Source organism: Stutzerimonas sp. KH-1, assembly GCF_054483855.1.
The window spans coordinates 4,672,168-4,688,427 of record NZ_CM137011.1 but is presented as its reverse complement, the minus strand read 5'-3'; the positions used below and the strand labels follow the sequence as shown (position 1 = coordinate 4,688,427).

Sequence of the window (16,260 nt, the reverse complement as noted above, 5' to 3'; positions counted from 1 at the left end):
CCCCCTCGACCCACGGGCGGTTACGCGTCCGCCCTCGGGCACCAGAACAACAACAAGAAGGAAACCTGCATGTCGACCAAGAACAAACTCTCCCGTATCGCCTGCGCCATCGGTGCCACCACCCTGCTCGGCGCCAGCCTGCTCAGTGGCGTCGCCAGCGCCGCGGAAAAGATCCGCTGGCAGGTGCCGCTGGCCTTCCCCTCGCACCTGATCGGCCTCTCCACTCCGGTCAAGCACCTCTCCGAATCGCTCAAGGCGGTGTCCGGCGGTGATATCCAGCTGCGCTACTACGAGCCGGGCGAGCTGGTGCCGCCGTTCGAGATCATGGATGCGGTGAGCAGCGGCAAGTACCCGGCCGGCTACACCTGGATCGGCTACGACCAGGGCACCATCCCGGCCCTGCCGCTGTACTCCGGCGCGCCGTTCAACATGGAGCCGCCGGCGCACCTGGCCTGGTACTACCAGGGTGACGGCAAGAAGCTGCTCGAGGAGATCTACGCCGAGCGCAATATCCACCCGATGCTGTGCAGCATCATCGGCCCGGAAGGCGCCGGCTGGTTCGCCAAGCCCATCGAGAAGCTGGACGACTTCGACGGCCTGCGCATCCGCTTCGCCGGCATCGGCGGCAAGGTGCTGGAAAAGCTCGGCGCCTCGGTGACCATGGTCCCGGGCGGCGAGATCTACCAGGCGCTGGAGCGCAAGACCATCGACGCCACCGAGTTCTCGCAGCCGGCGGTGGACAAGATGCTGGGCCTGGACCAGATCATCAAGAACTACATCATGCCCGGCTGGCACCAGACGCTGACCACCTCGCACCTGCTGGTGAACAAGGACGTCTGGGACAAGCTCGCGCCGGAAAGCCGCGCACTCATCGAGATGGGTTGCGAGTCGGCCACGCTCAAAGGCTTTGCCGAAAGCGAATGGGCCCAGCCGACCGCGCTGCGTGACTACCAGAAGCAGGGCGTGAAGGCCCAGGTGCTGCCCGAGCCGGTACTGCGCGAGCTGCAGAAGGTCACCGACGAGGTGCTCGACGAGATGGCCGCCAAGGACGAAATGTTCAAGCGCGTGCTGACCAGCCAGCGCGAGTTCATGCAGCACCACTCGATCTGGCACGGCATGGGCTACCTGCCGCGCGACTTCTACAAGTACGACTGACGGCTGTGCCTAACCCGCGGGCACGGCGACGTGCCCGCGTTCATCACCTGTGTCGAGATTTCGAGGTCCGCCGTGTCCTTCAAGCCCGTCTCTCCCGATGCGCCAGCGCCCGACGCGCTGCCGTACAACCGCATCTCGCGGCCGCTGGATCGCCTGCTGGTCGCCATCGGCCAGGCCAGCGCCTGGCTCTGGCTGGCGGTTCTGCTGGTCGTGCTGACCAATGTGTTCAGCCGTTTCGTCCTCTCCCGCGGCTCCATCGCGCTGGAGGAACTGTCCTGGCACCTGTTCGGCGCCGCGCTGATGCTTGCCCTCGCCTATGCCGTGGTGCGCGACGACCATGTGCGCGTCGACGTGCTCAGCGAACGCTTCAGCCTACGCGGTCGCGCCTGGATCGAGCTGATCGCCATCGTGCTGCTGGCCCTGCCAGTGATCGCGCTGATGATCGATGCGCTGATTCCCTACGCCTACAAGGCCTACCTCTACAACGAGCGCTCCCAGGCACCCAGCGGGCTGCCCCATCGCTTCCTCTTCAAGAGCGTGCTGCCCATTGGCCTCGCGCTGGTGGCGCTGGCGCTGCTGTCCCGCGCGTTGCGCTGCAGCACCCTGCTGTTCAATTTCCCGCGGGCCCTGACGGCCCCCTCGGACGAGCGCGACCGCACTCGTTCGCAGCCCTGATGGAGTAGTCGCAATCATGGGTCTGGAAGAAATCCTCGTCATCGCCATGTTCGCCAGCTTCATGGGCCTGCTGCTGCTCGGCTTCCCGGTCGCCTGGTCGCTGGCCGGCATCGGCCTGCTGTTCGCCGTGGTCGGCTATGTGCTGGTCGAGCACTTCGACGCCAATCTCTGGTTTACCTGGGACGGCACCATCGGCGTGCTCGACGCGCGCATCTACGGCATCGTCGCCAACGAACTGATGGTCGCCCTGCCGTTGTTCATCTTCATGGGCATCATGCTCGACCGCTCCGGCATCGCAGAGCGCCTGATGCACAGCCTGGTGCGCGTACTCGGCCCGCTGCGCGGTGGCTACGCGGTGACGGTGGTGGTGGTCGGCATCCTGCTCGCCGCCTCCACCGGCATCGTCGGCGCCTCGGTGGCTCTGCTCGGCATGCTCTCCATCGGGCCGATGCTGCAGGCCAACTACAACAAGAGCCTGGCGGTGGGCACTGCCTGCTCGGTGGGTACGCTGGGCATCCTGATTCCGCCGAGCATCATGCTGGTGCTGATGGCCGACCGCCTCGGCACCTCGGAAGCCTCGGTGGGCAAGCTGTTCATGGGCGCGCTGATCCCGGGGATGATGCTGGCGCTGATGTACATCCTCTATATCGTGGTCGTCGCCTGGCTGAAGAAGGACTTCGCCCCTGCCCCAGCCAACCGGCAAAAGCTCGACGCCCGTGCCCTGCTCGACGTGTTCTGGGCCGTGGTCCCGCCGCTGGCGCTGATCTTCGCCGTGCTCGGCTCGATCTTCTTTGGCATCGCCACCACCACCGAGGCTTCGGCGGTCGGCGCCTTCGGTGCCTTGCTGATGGCCGCGGCCAGCCGCCGCCTCAATCTGCCGGTGCTCAAGGATGCGCTGTACCAGACCAGCCGCACCGCCGCATTCATCTTCGGCATCTTCATCGGCGCCACGGTATTCGCCGCCGTGCTGCGCGGCCTGGGTGGCGACGACGTGATCCGCGCGGCGCTGACCGGCCTGCCGTTCGGCCAGACCGGCGTGCTGCTCACCGTCTTGGCGATCACCTTCCTGTTGGGGTTCTTCCTCGACTGGGTGGAGATCACCCTGATCATCCTGCCGCTGGTGGCACCGGTGCTGTTCTCCATGGGCGTCGATCCGCTGTGGTTCGCGATCCTTTTCGCGCTCTGCCTGCAGACCTCGTTCCTCACTCCGCCGGTGGGCTTCGCGCTGTTCTACATCAAGGGCGTCTGTCCGCCGGGCATCACCACCCGCGATGTCTATCTCGGCGTGCTGCCGTACATCATCATTCAGCTGATCGGCCTGGCCCTGGTGTTCTATTTCGCCCCGCTGGCCACCTGGCTGCCGAACGAAGTGTATTCCCAGCCGTGAGCATGCCCCGGCTGCCTTGCCCGTGGCAGCCGGGGCCAACCATAATCGGTCGCCCCAGAACGGACCCTGACTGCCCATGAGCATTGCCCGCGACGCACTCGACAACCACGGCCTGATCGTCGGCGTTTCGCCGGAACGCTTCCGTGCCGTGGCCATGCCACTGCTGTTCGACCACCTGAACGCGCAGTGCGAGGGCACCATCGCGGTCAACCGCCAGGCGCGCATCGTCTGGATCAACGACAAGTACGCCGAGAAGGTCGGTATTCGCGATCCGTCCAGCGTGCTCGGCAAGGAGATCGAGGAAGTGCTGCCGGCCAGCCGCCTGCGCGAGGTGGTGGAAAGCGGCCAGCCGAGCATGCTCGATCTGATGGCCTTCGGCGACGAGCACTTCGTGGTCACCCGCATTCCGCTGCGCGACGAGGACGGCACCCTGGTCGGCGCGCTGGGCTTCGTGCTGTTCGACCGCGCCCGCCACCTCAAGCCGCTGATGTCCAAGTACACCAGCCTGCAGACCCAGCTGGTCGCCACCCAGAACGAACTGGCCAAGGCACGCCGGGCGCGTTACACCATCGCCGGTTTCATCGGCAACAGCCCGGCCGCCAGCGAAATCAAGCGTCAGGCCCGGCGCGCCGCGCAGCTCGATGCCACGGTGCTGCTGCGTGGCGAGACCGGCACCGGCAAGGAGCTGCTGGCCCAGGGCATCCATAACCTCTCGCCGCGGGCGCGCGGGCCCTTCGTCGCGGTCAACGTCGCGGCGATTCCGGAAAGCCTGGTGGAGGCCGAACTGTTCGGCACCGCCCCCGGCGCCTTTACCGGTGCCGACCGCAAGGCGCGCATCGGCAAGTTCGAGGTGGCCAACGGCGGCACGCTGTTCCTCGACGAGATCGGCGACCTGCCGCTGCCGCTGCAGGCCAAGCTGCTGCGCGTGCTGCAGGAGCAGGAGGTCGAGCCGCTGGGCTCCAACCAGGTCAAGGCGCTCAACGTGCGGGTGATCGCCGCGACGCATATCGACCTGGAAGCCAAGGTCGCCGCCGGCCAGTTCCGCGACGACCTCTATTACCGTCTCAACGTCCTGGCCCTGCGCGTGCCGCCGTTGCGCGAGCGCGCCAGCGACATCCCCGCCGTGGTCGAGCACCTGCTGGACGACATCGCCAACCGCTCCGGGCAGCCGCCGATGGAGCTGAGCCCCGAGGCGCTGGCGCTGCTCTGCGCGCAACCCTGGCGCGGCAACGTGCGCGAGCTGGGCAACCTGCTGGAGCGCGCGCAGCTGTCCGCCGATGGCCCGCAGCTGCAGGCTGCGCACCTGCTGCCGCTGCTGGGCGAGCAGGCGCGCTCGGCCGACGCGCCGGCCTATGCGTCAAGCGCGCCAAGCGCTGCCCTGCCGACCGAGGCGGCGCCGAGCGAAGAACTGCCGCTGCAACCGCTGGCGCAGACCCTCGCCCAGGCCGAGCGGCGCGCCCTGCAGAGCGCGCTGGCCGCCTGCAAGGGCAACCGTCGGCGCGCCGCCATGGAGCTCGGCATCTCCCGCGCCAGCCTCTACAGCAAGCTGCAGCAGCATGGCCTGAGCCAGCGCTGAACGGGCAAACGCGCGGGTCGGCGCCAACCGCGACGCGGCAATGTCACAGCGGCTGATCTACATTGGAGTCAGGGCCGCCGACTCCCGGCGCCGCAACTGGGATGCGCGAAGATGACAGACGATGCAGGCAAACTCGTTCTCAGGCTCTCGGTCGGCGTACTGATGCTGCTGCATGGCATCCACAAGCTGCTGCATGGCGTGGACGGCATCGGCGGCATGCTGGCCGGCATGGGGCTGCCGGCCTTTCTCGCCTATGGCGTGTTCCTGGGCGAAGTGGTCGGCCCGCTGCTGGTGATCGTCGGCCTGTATACCCGCCTCGGAGCCCTGCTGATGCTGGGCAACATGGTCGTCGCCCTCGCCCTGGCGCACCGGGCCGAGCTGTTCGACATCGGGCCGATGGGCGGCTGGGCCATCGAACTGCAGGGCCTGTTCCTGTTCGGCTCGCTGGCCATCCTGCTGCTCGGCGCCGGGCGCTACAGCGTCGGCGGGCTGAACGGCCGCTACAACTAGCCACCTGAGTGTCCGGCGCGGCGGACAGTCGTCCAGCGCGCCGGACATCCTGCCTCGCCAGCCTGAGCCCCAGGCGCCTCGCGCAACCTTCCCCGTTATCGACCCGATCCCTGCGCCAGAGCCTTCGCCGCAAGCGCGGCGACCGGCCATCGCCTGCTCTCCCTTCCTTCCGTCTGCTGGCATGTCATTGGCTTGAGCGCTTATGCGCCTACCCGGCGCACGGCCCGAAAACAAGAAGAAGGAAAGCCTCAATGATGCATCCATCCTGCAACTCGCTTGCGCGCTGTTCCCTGCCTCTGGCCTCCCTCGCCCTGGCACTGCTGGCCAGCCAGTCCGCCCAGGCGGCGACCTGCACCGAGCTGCTCGGTCGCGAGATTCCGGCCGAGGCCATCGGCCTGCCTACCAGCGGCGCCCGCGTCACGGCGGCGACCCCGGTGGCCGCCGGCGGCAGCGCACCGCAGACCTTTGGCGCTTATTGCGATGTCAGCGCCGAGATTCGCCCGGTCGATCCCGCCGCACCGGCGATCCGCATGCGCCTGGTGCTGCCCGAGCAGTGGAACCGCAAGGCGATGATGTTCGGCGGCGGCGGTTACAACGGCACGGTGCCGAACGTCGCCGGCAACGTACCCGCCGGCCCTGTCGATCAACCCACGCCGCTCGGCCGCGGCTATGCGGTGTTCGGCAGCGATTCCGGGCACGTCGCCGATCCGCTCAGCCCAGGCTCCTTTGCCTGGAATGACGAAGCGCTGGCCAACTACGCCCACGATGCGCTGAAGAAGACCCGCGATACCGCCATCTACCTGATCGAACAACGCTACGGTGCCGCGCCCGAGCGCAGCTATTTCGCCGGTGGCTCCACCGGTGGCCGCGAGGCGCTGGCCGTGGTGCAGCAATGGCCGACCGACTTCAACGGCGCCATCGTCCTCTACCCCGCCTACAACGCGCTGGCGCTGGACCTGCAGTTCGGCCGCATCACCCGCGCCCTCGCCCAGCCCGGCGCCTTTCCCAGCCTGGAAAAACGCGCCGCACTGCTGGAAGCCGCGATGCAGGCCTGTGACGGGCTGGACGGCGTGCGCGACGGCGTGATCAGCCATCAGGCCGCGTGCAATGCGCAGTTCGACCCGGCCCGCGCCAAGCTCAACGGCAAACCGCTGCGTTGCCCGGGCGGTGCCGACACCTCGCAGCGTTGCCTGTCGGATGCGCAGATCCAGGCGCTGCGGGTGTTCAACAGCCCGATCCGCTTCAACTTCCCGCTGGCCAGCGGCGAGACCCACTACCCTGGCTTCAATACCTGGGGCACCGACCTCGGCCGGCCGGGTGAAGGCTTGCAGCTGGTGGTCAACCGCCTCGGCCTCAACACCCTGCAGCCGAGCTACCCGATGCCCGTGCACGGCACCGGTTTCGCCGAGGGCGCGCCCTACCATTCCGGCTTCTGGGATGAATGGGTGCGCTTCTTCGTGACGCGCAATCCCACCTTCAACTCGCTGACCCTCGACCCGCAGAACCCCGGCCCATGGCAGGCGCGGATCAGCGAGCTGTCGCTGCGCCAGGACGTCAACCGGACCGACCTGTCCGCATTCGCCCGCAACGGCGGCAAGATCCTCATGGCCCACGGTACCTCCGATCAACTGGTGAGCACCCGCGCCACCGCCGAGTACTACGAGCGTGTGCGCCGCGACATGGGCCCGGGCAAGACGCAGCGCTTCCTGCGCTACTACGAGATCCCCGGCTACGGCCACGCCGCCAGCACGGTATTCAACGCCGCCTGGGATTCGCTGACCGCGCTGGAAAAATGGGTCGAGCAGGGCCGTGCGCCGCGCCGGCAGGTCGTTGCCGATAGCGTCGGCGTGCCCGGCCGCACCCGCCCGCTGTGCGAATACCCCGGCTGGCCGAAGTACGTCGGCAAAGGCGACGTCAATGCCGCATCGAGCTTCGTCTGCGTCAAGAGTCGCAGGGGTACGCGCTGACCTGACCCGGCGCCGGCTTCCCCCGCCGGCGCCGCCCAGTCTGCCCGACTGGACACCTCGACCCCGCAGAACACCGCCTTCCGCCATACATGTCCAGCCCAACGGACGCACCGCAGCCCGCGCGGCAAGCCCAGCCAACCGCCCATAGACCGCTCTACCACGCGCCATTGCGGCGGGTGGCCACTCGAGCGCCGCGCCTGGCACGCGTTTCGCTCTATGCCCTGTAGCCGCCCGAGAGCGGCCTAAAACAACAACAAGAGGAAACACCATGCGACTGCACCACAAATCCCTCTGCCACATCCTCTGCGGCGGCGCCGTAGTGATCGCCACCAGCCCCGCCAGCGCCGCCTTCATCGAAGACAGCAAGGCCGCTGTCGAACTGCGCAACTTCTACATGAACCGTGACTTCCGTTCAGGGGACGGCCAGTCCAAGGCCGAGGAGTGGGCCCAGGGCTTCATCCTGAAAATGGAATCCGGCTATACCGAAGGCCCGGTCGGCTTCGGTCTGGATGCCATCGGCCTGCTCGGCGTCAAGCTCGACTCCGGCTCCGGTCGCGGCGGCACCGGCCTGCTGCCACGCTCGGCTTCCGGTGAACCGGCGGACGACTACGGCACGGCAGGCCTGACGGCGAAGGCCAAGCTGTCCGCCACCACGCTGCACGTGGGGACCCTGCAACCGGTGATCCCGGTGCTGATGCGCAATGACAGCCGCCTGCTGCCGAACATCTATCGCGGTGCCTGGCTGCAGAGTAAGGAGGTCGCAGGCCTCACGCTGGATCTCGGCATGCTCGATCGCACGAGCTACCGCGACTCTTCCGATTACCAAGAGATGACGGTGTTCAACGGCGGGCTGCGCAACATTACCTTTGGCGGCAATACCACGAGCGACGAGTTCCGCTTCGCCGGCGGGCGTTACGACTGGTCGCCGCAGTTGGCCACCAGCTACTACTACGGCGGGCTGGACGGCATCTACGACCAGCACAACTTCAACGTCGTTCACGTGCTGCCGCTCGGCGATAAGCAGAGCTTCAAGACCGACCTGCGCTATGTGCGCTCCACCGACGACGGCGGCAGCAACGTCGACAACGATGCCTTCGGCGCGCTGTTCACCTACAAGCATGGCGGTCACGCTTTCACCGGCGGTTACCAGCACATGAGCGGCGATACCGGTTTCGCCTACGTCGCCGGCGGCGATAACGCGTTGATCAACCTGCTGCAGATCAACGATTTCGGCAACCAGGACGAACGTTCCTGGCAGGTCCGTTATGACTACGACTTCGCCGCCATGGGCATTCCGGGATTGAGCCTGATGACCCGCTACGTCTCCGGCGACAACGTCGACCGTGGCGCTGGCGCCAGCGAAGGCAAGACCTGGGAGCGCAACACCGACATCGCCTACGTCATCCAGAGCGGCCCGTTGAAGAACCTCGGCTTCAAGCTGCGCAACGCCACCACGCGAAGCAACTTCCAGAGCGACCTGGACGAGAACCGCTTCATCGTCAGCTACAGCCTGCCACTCTGGTAAACACCCACGCCGCAGCACCTCTCCTCGTTGGACTTCGCCGGGCTTGCGCCCGGCTTTTTTCGGGCATGAAAAAGGCGACCCTCGGGTCGCCTTTTTCATATTCCGCCGCCTTGCCTCTCGGCTCAGCTGTGCTTGGTATTACGCCGCAGAATCTCGTTCACCCGCTCCGCGGTATACACCCGCTTCGCCTCGTCGCTCGGCTTGTGCCGCACATCGAGCATCACACCCGCACTGATCGCCAACACGCAAACGACCACCGAGACCGCCGTCAGAAAGGTATTCATCGCACGCCCTACTGCATAAGAAGAAAGCTGCAGGCGGGGTCGCCCCGCCAAATGGCGCGATTCTGCGCCGCGCCAAAGGTAGCGTCAACGGCAAGAGAAAGCGCCACAGCCCGCTGATAATGGGGGCCTCGCACGAATCAGCTCACTCGCTATCGCCCCACCTTCACGGCACCGCAATCTGCAGACTGCCCAAGGCGAACCGCACAAACACCGCCCAACCCACGGCGCTGATCAGACCCAACGCCAGATAACCCACCACGATCCCCAGTGCGATCTGCTTCCACAGCCCGGCATGGGGATCACGGTTGTAAACAACCGGCTCCACGGAACGAATATCCCGCTCGGCACGAATCTCATCGAAACGGTCACGCATGGTTTACCTCGGAAAACGGAACAGCAAACAGAAGGAACGAAAAAGGGCGGCTAGCTTTGGCTAGGCGCCTTTGGATGTCTAGTGGGTGGCGCTGGACGGGCGAGCGGAGCCTTATGAATCGCTTGTGCAGCCACTGGTTAGACCAGAAAGCTCCATAAAACTACGCTTTCCGACCATTCCTACGCTGGCTATGCCAATACTTTCCATGAAAATTGACCAATGTTGTCGCTATGATCTGTAAGGTATTTCAGACTTTTCTATGACCGTATCGATCAGGAAATAGGGAAAATCGATAATGGTTTCCAAAAAGCACCTGAGGCCTCTTTCGGCCAAATCTTTTCGGTGAGTTGGACCGATAATTATTTTCTTTACAAATTCCAAATCTTCAATTTTAACATCAACATATGGAATTATAGAGAATCTTCCCTGCCTGAAGCTAACCCTGCTATCCGGCATAGCCAACAACAATACGACACGATGCTCACACTCTTCTGCAAAAGAAGGATGCTTGAAGTGAGAAGCAAGCAAAAGAACATCTTTCCTCAGCTCCTCTACCGCAACCCCTTTTTCCTTATCATTCCCTTTCCTATATATCGACCAATACTTATTTAGAACGGACCTCAGACGCTTTTCCTTTTCCCCGTTATCATAGACACATTTAAAAAAATGGCATTCATCAAACTCTCTAAAAGCTGTTTCATGTATCTTAGTAGTGTCTAATATCAAGCAATACCCATCATTACCCGGACAGTAGCCTCTCCACTGACTAAGTAAATCCGTTTTTTCAGAAAATGACAAAGTAAATATTGACTCTGAAGTATGCTCATCTAGCGCAGTTGTCTTTGACAGAATTCTATCTTTAAACTCATTAAACACGACAACATAAGGCGCCACCTTATTTTCGTCAGTCTCTTCAATGAGGCGCCTTATCAGCTCTAATGCATGAACGAACTCTTGTTCGTCATTCAAGAACTTTATGTTAGTCGCCCTTAAGGTTCTACTCTGATAGATCCCCATCAGCCCTTGAGTATTAGTATAGTGCCCTAGCTCCACCCCACCCTCCCTAGCTACCAATCTCAAAATTAACCCGCATCGTTGCTTCTGGATTATCTATTATTTTTTCGCCATCCCAATACGCCCCATTTCTCCACTCAACGCCAAACCGTTTCATAGCTCTTGCCCGGAAGTTGGAGCATTCCATTTGCGTCCACTTCATATCGTTCGGATTGCAAGAGGAATGCTGAATAAAAACGCTATTAAATTTTCTTACATGCGTATTCCAATCGATTGGAATCATCCCTTTCGGTGGCACGTAAAATCCCGAAGCCTCATCATTCATTGGCACGCTTGTTCTTTGCGGTATTAATGACTGAGGACTTGGAGTAACTGTACGCTGCTCTCTTGCTAGCTCCTCACTCCGGCTTCCAGGGTGCGCCTTGTCGTGCATTATGAAAGCTTCCTCCAATTTCAGAAGGTTGACTGTCACTCCCCAGCCTGTTGAATAGAGGTATAAGATTCCAGTTGAGAGTAAAGTCGAAACGGCCATCGCTAACACATAAGGTCGTCGCACTGCATAGCTGGGCCTTCTTAGCGGCCGATCATTGATATCTGCCTTCATTCTCCCTCCTTGGCATCTTTTCGGGCGTACCAGCGCCTAGCTACTTCCTGTGTGATCGCTATCCCGCGTTTGAATTGGCCAAGTTTCGGTTGGCCTCGTCGTAGTCGGGGCTCATCCAGCCATTCTCTAGCGGCACTTTGACATTAGGCAACCACTACCTATAGCTAGGTCGGCTCCGCGAAGATTCCAACGGGGGTCAAAATGAGAAAGGATTCAGCAGACAGATGCCTACCGCCTGGGCATCAAACGGTCGTTGAATAAGCCGAAGTGGCGTGATTCAGGAGAGCGGTAGTCAAAGCCCAAAAACAAAAAAGGCGGTTAGCTTTCGCTAACCGCCTTTCTGTGTCTGGTGGCTACACCGGGACTTGAACCTGGGACATCAGCATTATGAATGCTGCGCTCTAACCAACTGAGCTATGTAGCCAAGTGGCGCGCATTATTCTCTGGTCGGTTTGGGCTGTCAACCCTGGCTCCGCAGATTTTTTATCCTTTTCAAACGGTTAGTTACGAACGGTGGGGCCGCCTAGGTCGGGCCGCGCAGGTGGGGGCGCCTAGCCCGGGCCGCCTAGGTCGGTGGCGCGCAGCCCGGGCCGCGCTGGTCGGGCAGCCCAGATCGGAATCCTACGGCCCTAGCGGAACGACGGCCGCGTGGCCAGCAGCAGGCCGGCGAAGATCAGGGCGCCGCCGATCCAGTGGAAGGTGCGCAGGGCCTCGCCCAGCAGCAGCCAGCCCAGCAGCGCGGTGAACACGGGCATCAGGTACATGACCATGGCCGCCCTGCCCGCGCCGACGATCCTCACCCCATGGTTCCAGCCGACGTAGGCCACCAGCGAGGCGAACACGGCGGTGTAGCCGATGGCGGCGAGGTTGCTCGGCGTGAGGGCGAAGCCCCCTACCCGGCCCAGTTCCAGCAGGTAGAACGGCAGGATCAGCGGCAGACCGAGCAGCATCAGCACGCCCAGCAGCACCAGCGGCGGCACCAGCAGATGCCTGGCCCAGCGGCGCAGCAGCAGCGTGTAGAGCGCCCAGGCCAGCACGGCGAGCAGCATGATGAGGTCGCCGCGCTGGAACGACAGGCTGGCGAAGGTCTGCCAGCTGCCGCGGCTGATCAGGTAGAGCAGCCCGCCCGCCGCCACGGCCATGCCGAACCAGGCGCGGCGCAGCGGCCATTCGCCGAGCAGGAAGCCCGCGCCGATAAAGGTCGCCAGTGGCAGGCAGGTGTTCACCAGGGTGAGGTTGATCGCCTCGGTGCTTTGCGCGGCGGTATAGAGCAACGAGTTGTAGCTGGCGATGCCCATGGCGGCGAGCACTGGCAGGCGCCAGCCGGCTGCACGCAGGGTGGCGCGGTGGGTCCAGATGCCCTTGGCGACGAAAGGCAGCAACAAGCTGGTGGCCAGCACCCAGCGCCAGAACGACAGGCTCAGCGGCGGGATGCTGTCATGGAAGGCGCGGCCGACCAGGGCGTTGCCGCTCCAGCAGAGCACGGCGATAAGCAGCCCGGCGAAGGCCGGGCCCTGGCGCGCACTCATCAGGCTTGGCGCGGCGGGCGCAGACGGTATTGCGAGGGCAACTGGTCGAGCCCGCTCACCGTGACGTTGAGATTCTTCCACAGGCCATCCTTGATGCCGTAGATGCAACCGTGCACGGCGAGCGGTTGGCCGCGGTGCCAGGCGTTCTGGACGATGGTGGTGTGACTGACGTTGGCGACCTGCTGGATGACGTTGAGCTCGCACAGGCGGTCGACCTGTTCTTCCTCACTGGCCAGCTTGGACAGGTGCACGCGGTGTTCGTAGTAGAGGTCGCGGATGCTGCGCAGCCAGCCGTCGATCAGGCCCAGCTGGTCGTCGCGCATGGAGGCGCGGACGCCACCGCAGCCGTAGTGGCCGGTGACCAGGATGTGTTTGACCTTGAGCACGTCGACCGCGTACTGGATGACCGACAGGCAGTTGAGGTCGGTGTGCAGCACGACGTTGGCGACATTGCGATGAACGAACAGGTCGCCCGGCAGCAGGCCGACGATCTCGTTGGCCGGCACCCGCGCATCGGAACAGCCGATCCACAGGTACTCCGGCGTCTGCTGGCGGGCCAGTTTCTCGAAGAAATCCGGATCTTCTTCCTTGATGGCTTCGGCCCAGCGGGCGTTGTTCTCGAACAGCGGGTCCAGTTCGCTCATCTCATGTGTCCCTGTGGGTCGGGTCGGCACCTTACGAGTCGCTGCAGGCTTTTGACAAGCCGCCGCGGCTCACTCGGGTTCGACCAGCTCGACCTTCTTCGCCCGCTGGGCACTGGGTTGCGAGATGAACGAGCGCAGATCACGCATGAAGTTGTCGCGCCAGGCGTCCAGGTCGGCGGCGCGAATGGCGCGCATCAGGTGCTCGTAGCGGTCCTTGCGTTCGGCCAGCGACATGTTCAGCGCCCGGTCGAGCGCTTCGGCCATGCCGACGCAGTCGTACGGGTTGACGATCAGCGCCGAGGTCAGTTCGCGGGCCGCGCCGGCGAAGCGCGACAGCACCAGCACGCCGGGGTCTTCCGGGTCCTGCGCGGCGACATATTCCTTGGCGACCAGGTTCATGCCGTCGCGCAGCGGGGTGACGAAGCCGACGTCGGCGGCGCGGAACAGGCCCATCAGCACGCGGCGGTCGTAGCTCTTGTTCAGGTAGTGCAGCGGCGTCCAGTCGAGATCGGACATGCGCCCGTTGAGGTGTCCGGCCTGGCTCTCCAGCTGCTCGCGGATGTGCTGGTAGGTGCGCACGTCGGAGCGCGAGGTTGGCGCGATCTGCAGGAATTCGACGTTGTTGCGGTGCGCCGGGTAGCGGTCGAGGAATTCCTCGTAGGCGCGGAAACGCTCCACCAGGCCCTTGGAGTAGTCCAGCCGGTCGACGCTGATGATGGTCTGGCGGCGTGTGTCGGTGGCGCGGCGCATGGGATGCGCGCGGCCCTTGTAGCCTTCGGCGAGCTGCTGGATCTCGTCCGGCACCACACCGATGGGGTAGACGCCGGCGCGGAAGTTCTGCCCATAGGCGGTCAGACTGCCGTCCGGCTCGACGACGCCACGCACCTCGCGGGTGATGTAGTCCTGGAAGGCCAGGCGGTCGGTGTCGGTCTGGAAGCCGATCAGGTCGTAGTAGCAGAGCGTCTTGAGCAGGTCGTTGTGCGGCGGGATGGCGGTGAGGATTTCCGGCGCCGGAAACGGGATGTGCAGGAAGAAGCCGATGCGGTTGCGGATGCCCAGCTGGCGGCAGGCTTCGGCGAAGGGGATCAGGTGGTAGTCGTGGATCCAGATGATGTCGTCGGGCCTGAGCAGCGGCATGAGCTTCTCGGCCAGCATGGCGTTGACCCGCCGGTAGCCGTCGTATTCCTCGCGGCTGTAGCGGGCCAGGTCGATGCGGTAGTGAAAGATCGGCCACAGCGTGGCGTTGGAGAAGCCGCGGTAATACTGGTCGTAGTCGCGTTTGTTCAGCGGCAGCGTGACATAGGTGATGTTGCCGACTTCCTCGGTGTTGATGGCCGGGGTCGCGCTGACCTCGCCACTCCAGCCGAACCAGATGCCGCCGGCCTGGCGCAGGGCATCGTAGACACCGACGGCCAACCCTCCGGCAGCCACCTTGCCTGCCTTGATTGGCGCGACGCGGTTGGAAACCACTACTAAACGGCTCATGGCAAAAATCTCGCTCTAGTCTGGTTTTGTTATGGGCTCGGCCGGTTCGCCGAGCTCGCTCAGCAGCTGTTCCAGCCAGCCGCCGACCGCATGTACCGATGACAATCGCTCGCGAGCCTCGCTGGGCCCCTCGCCGACCTTGATGGAACGCCCGCCCAGCTCGTTGACGACGGCGAAACCGGCTTCGTCGGTGAGGTCGTCGCCGACGAATACCGGGGTGCGGCCGGCGAACGGCATCTCCTCCATGAAGGCACGAATGACTTCGCCCTTGCTCGCCCCGCGCGGCTTGAGTTCGAACACGCACTTGCCGGGCTGCAGGCTCAGCACCTCGGCGTAGCGCTCGGCGAAATGCTCGGCGAGCTCTCGGGCGATCTGTTCCAGCTGCGGCGCCAGGCGAAAGTGCAGCGCGAAGGCGACGCCCTTGTTCTCCAGATGCAAGCCGGGGTGCTCGCTGCAGGCCTCGGCCAGCTCGCGCTGGATGCGCTCCAGCTGCCGGGCATCCAGCGCCAGGTTGCGCAACTCGCCTTCGGCATCCCGGCGCTCGGCGCCATGCACGCCGGCGGCGGGCAGTTGCAGCGGCGCCAGCAACACATCGAGCTGGGCCAGGGGGCGCCCGGAGATCACGGCGACGGGAATCCCGTCGGCATGCAGTCGTTCCACGGCCGCAAGGGTGGGCGGTGGAATGAAGACGAGCTCAGGGCGGGGCTGTATTTCAGCCAGCGTGCCGTCGACGTCGAAAAAGAAAGCGCAGCGCCGAGCCTCAGGCGCAGGTTGGTCGTTTTGATCGTTCATGCAGGTAGGACTCCGGATCACGCGCGGTGGTTCGTCCCATTTCGCTCGCCTGCCGGTCAGGTACTGCAGCCCGAATTCGCAGCCCATCAAGGATGGCCCCGGATGCCGGTTCCGGCCAGCGGCGCACCTGAATCTTCATCGAGCGGCCGGGTCACAACCTGCAAGACCGATGGCCTGACAGGAGACGATCATGAGCGATCAGAAACCCTATACCCCGACGGAAATCGACGACACCGAGGACCGCATGGGCTCGATGGAGCCGCTCGACTTCGACCAGCGCCGGGACGAGCGCAAGGGCCGCATCGGCGACCAGGTGCCGGCCGAGGAAATCGCCGATCAGTTCCCGCCGGAGCGCGAGGCCGAGGCCGGCATGACGGTCGGCGAAGTGCCCGGCGGCGAGACCACCATGGATGACCTGGCGCCAGAGACGCAGATCCCGGACGACGGCTCCCGCTCACCCCGCGAACGCGGCCACGGCGGCCCGGCGGATCAGGATCTGAGCGTGGTGTCCGAGCACGAGATCGGCGCAGACGTGGACCTCGACGAAGCCGAGCTGGGCCGCTACGACCCGCTGGACGGCAAACCCTGGGACGGCCCCGCCAAGGGCGACGAGGACACCGGCCTCAGCGGTGGCGACGCGGTGCTGCGCGAGGACGACAGTGTGCTGTCGGACGATGAACTGGAGGGCGACGCCCCGCTGGATTCAGGCCGGGACAAGCGGCCGGGGGAGTGACCGAGCC

General features: G+C 64.2%; 16 protein-coding genes and 1 tRNA gene. 8 read left to right on the top strand and 9 right to left on the bottom strand.

The window, feature by feature from the left end; all coding sequences use genetic code 11:
- Positions 1–69: 69 nt before the first annotated feature.
- The 7 genes from ACX1DW_RS22310 to ACX1DW_RS22280 all read left to right on the top strand — a co-directional run bounded on the left by ACX1DW_RS22310 (position 70) and on the right by ACX1DW_RS22280 (position 8,795).
- Positions 70–1,155, top strand: a complete 1,086-nt coding sequence (locus ACX1DW_RS22310; RefSeq protein ID WP_003299010.1) for a TRAP transporter substrate-binding protein — start codon at positions 70–72, stop codon at positions 1,153–1,155.
- 72 nt (positions 1,156–1,227) lie between these two features.
- Entirely contained in the window at positions 1,228–1,830 is a 603-nt protein-coding gene (locus ACX1DW_RS22305; RefSeq protein WP_267935223.1) for a TRAP transporter small permease subunit, read from the top strand.
- 16 nt (positions 1,831–1,846) lie between these two features.
- Complete coding sequence (locus ACX1DW_RS22300; protein ID WP_458992408.1) at positions 1,847–3,217, top strand: TRAP transporter large permease; 1,371 nt, start codon at positions 1,847–1,849, stop codon at positions 3,215–3,217.
- A gap of 76 nt (positions 3,218–3,293) precedes the next feature.
- Positions 3,294–4,793, top strand: coding sequence for a sigma-54 interaction domain-containing protein (locus ACX1DW_RS22295; RefSeq protein ID WP_014597534.1), 1,500 nt, complete (start codon positions 3,294–3,296; stop codon positions 4,791–4,793).
- 111 nt (positions 4,794–4,904) lie between these two features.
- The gene (locus tag ACX1DW_RS22290; RefSeq protein WP_011914299.1) at positions 4,905–5,303 is read left to right on the top strand and encodes a DoxX family protein; all 399 of its coding nucleotides are present in this window, start codon (positions 4,905–4,907) and stop codon (positions 5,301–5,303) included.
- A 251-nt stretch (positions 5,304–5,554) separates the two neighbouring features.
- A complete protein-coding gene (locus tag ACX1DW_RS22285) occupies positions 5,555–7,270 on the top strand; it encodes a tannase/feruloyl esterase family alpha/beta hydrolase (RefSeq protein WP_458992407.1) in 1,716 nt (571 codons plus the stop codon).
- A 268-nt stretch (positions 7,271–7,538) separates the two neighbouring features.
- On the top strand, positions 7,539–8,795 hold the full coding sequence (locus ACX1DW_RS22280; protein ID WP_458992406.1) for an OprD family porin: 1,257 nt from the start codon (positions 7,539–7,541) through the stop codon (positions 8,793–8,795).
- 122 nt (positions 8,796–8,917) lie between these two features.
- Here ACX1DW_RS22280 and ACX1DW_RS22275 read toward each other — a convergent pair whose 3' ends face one another.
- From ACX1DW_RS22275 to otsB, 9 genes are all read right to left on the bottom strand, one after another.
- Entirely contained in the window at positions 8,918–9,079 is a 162-nt protein-coding gene (locus ACX1DW_RS22275) for a hypothetical protein (RefSeq protein WP_014597539.1), read from the bottom strand.
- 163 nt (positions 9,080–9,242) lie between these two features.
- A complete protein-coding gene (locus tag ACX1DW_RS22270; RefSeq protein ID WP_458992405.1) occupies positions 9,243–9,452 on the bottom strand; it encodes a hypothetical protein in 210 nt (69 codons plus the stop codon).
- Between the two features lie 228 nt (positions 9,453–9,680).
- Complete coding sequence (locus tag ACX1DW_RS22265; RefSeq protein WP_458992404.1) at positions 9,681–10,532, bottom strand: DUF2971 domain-containing protein; 852 nt, start codon at positions 10,530–10,532, stop codon at positions 9,681–9,683.
- Entirely contained in the window at positions 10,516–11,070 is a 555-nt protein-coding gene (locus tag ACX1DW_RS22260) for a hypothetical protein (RefSeq protein WP_458992403.1), read from the bottom strand. The genes ACX1DW_RS22265 and ACX1DW_RS22260 overlap by 17 nt, the downstream gene beginning before the upstream one ends.
- Positions 11,071–11,417: 347 nt before the next feature.
- Positions 11,418–11,494, bottom strand: a tRNA-Met gene (locus ACX1DW_RS22255).
- A gap of 205 nt (positions 11,495–11,699) precedes the next feature.
- Positions 11,700–12,599, bottom strand: coding sequence for a DMT family transporter (locus tag ACX1DW_RS22250; RefSeq protein ID WP_102839702.1), 900 nt, complete (start codon positions 12,597–12,599; stop codon positions 11,700–11,702).
- Positions 12,599–13,243, bottom strand: a complete 645-nt coding sequence (can, locus tag ACX1DW_RS22245; protein ID WP_256044177.1) for a carbonate dehydratase — start codon at positions 13,241–13,243, stop codon at positions 12,599–12,601. Before can ends, ACX1DW_RS22250 begins: the two co-directional genes overlap by 1 nt.
- Positions 13,244–13,312: 69 nt before the next feature.
- Entirely contained in the window at positions 13,313–14,728 is a 1,416-nt protein-coding gene (gene otsA / locus ACX1DW_RS22240) for an alpha,alpha-trehalose-phosphate synthase (UDP-forming) (protein WP_458992402.1), read from the bottom strand.
- A gap of 15 nt (positions 14,729–14,743) precedes the next feature.
- The gene (gene otsB / locus ACX1DW_RS22235) at positions 14,744–15,520 is read right to left on the bottom strand and encodes a trehalose-phosphatase (protein ID WP_458992401.1); all 777 of its coding nucleotides are present in this window, start codon (positions 15,518–15,520) and stop codon (positions 14,744–14,746) included.
- Positions 15,521–15,710: 190 nt separating this feature from the next.
- Between otsB and ACX1DW_RS22230 the strand changes: the two genes are divergently transcribed.
- Positions 15,711–16,253: a hypothetical protein gene (locus ACX1DW_RS22230; RefSeq protein WP_013983812.1), complete on the top strand. Its 543-nt coding sequence runs from the start codon at positions 15,711–15,713 to the stop codon at positions 16,251–16,253.
- Positions 16,254–16,260: the final 7 nt, after the last annotated feature.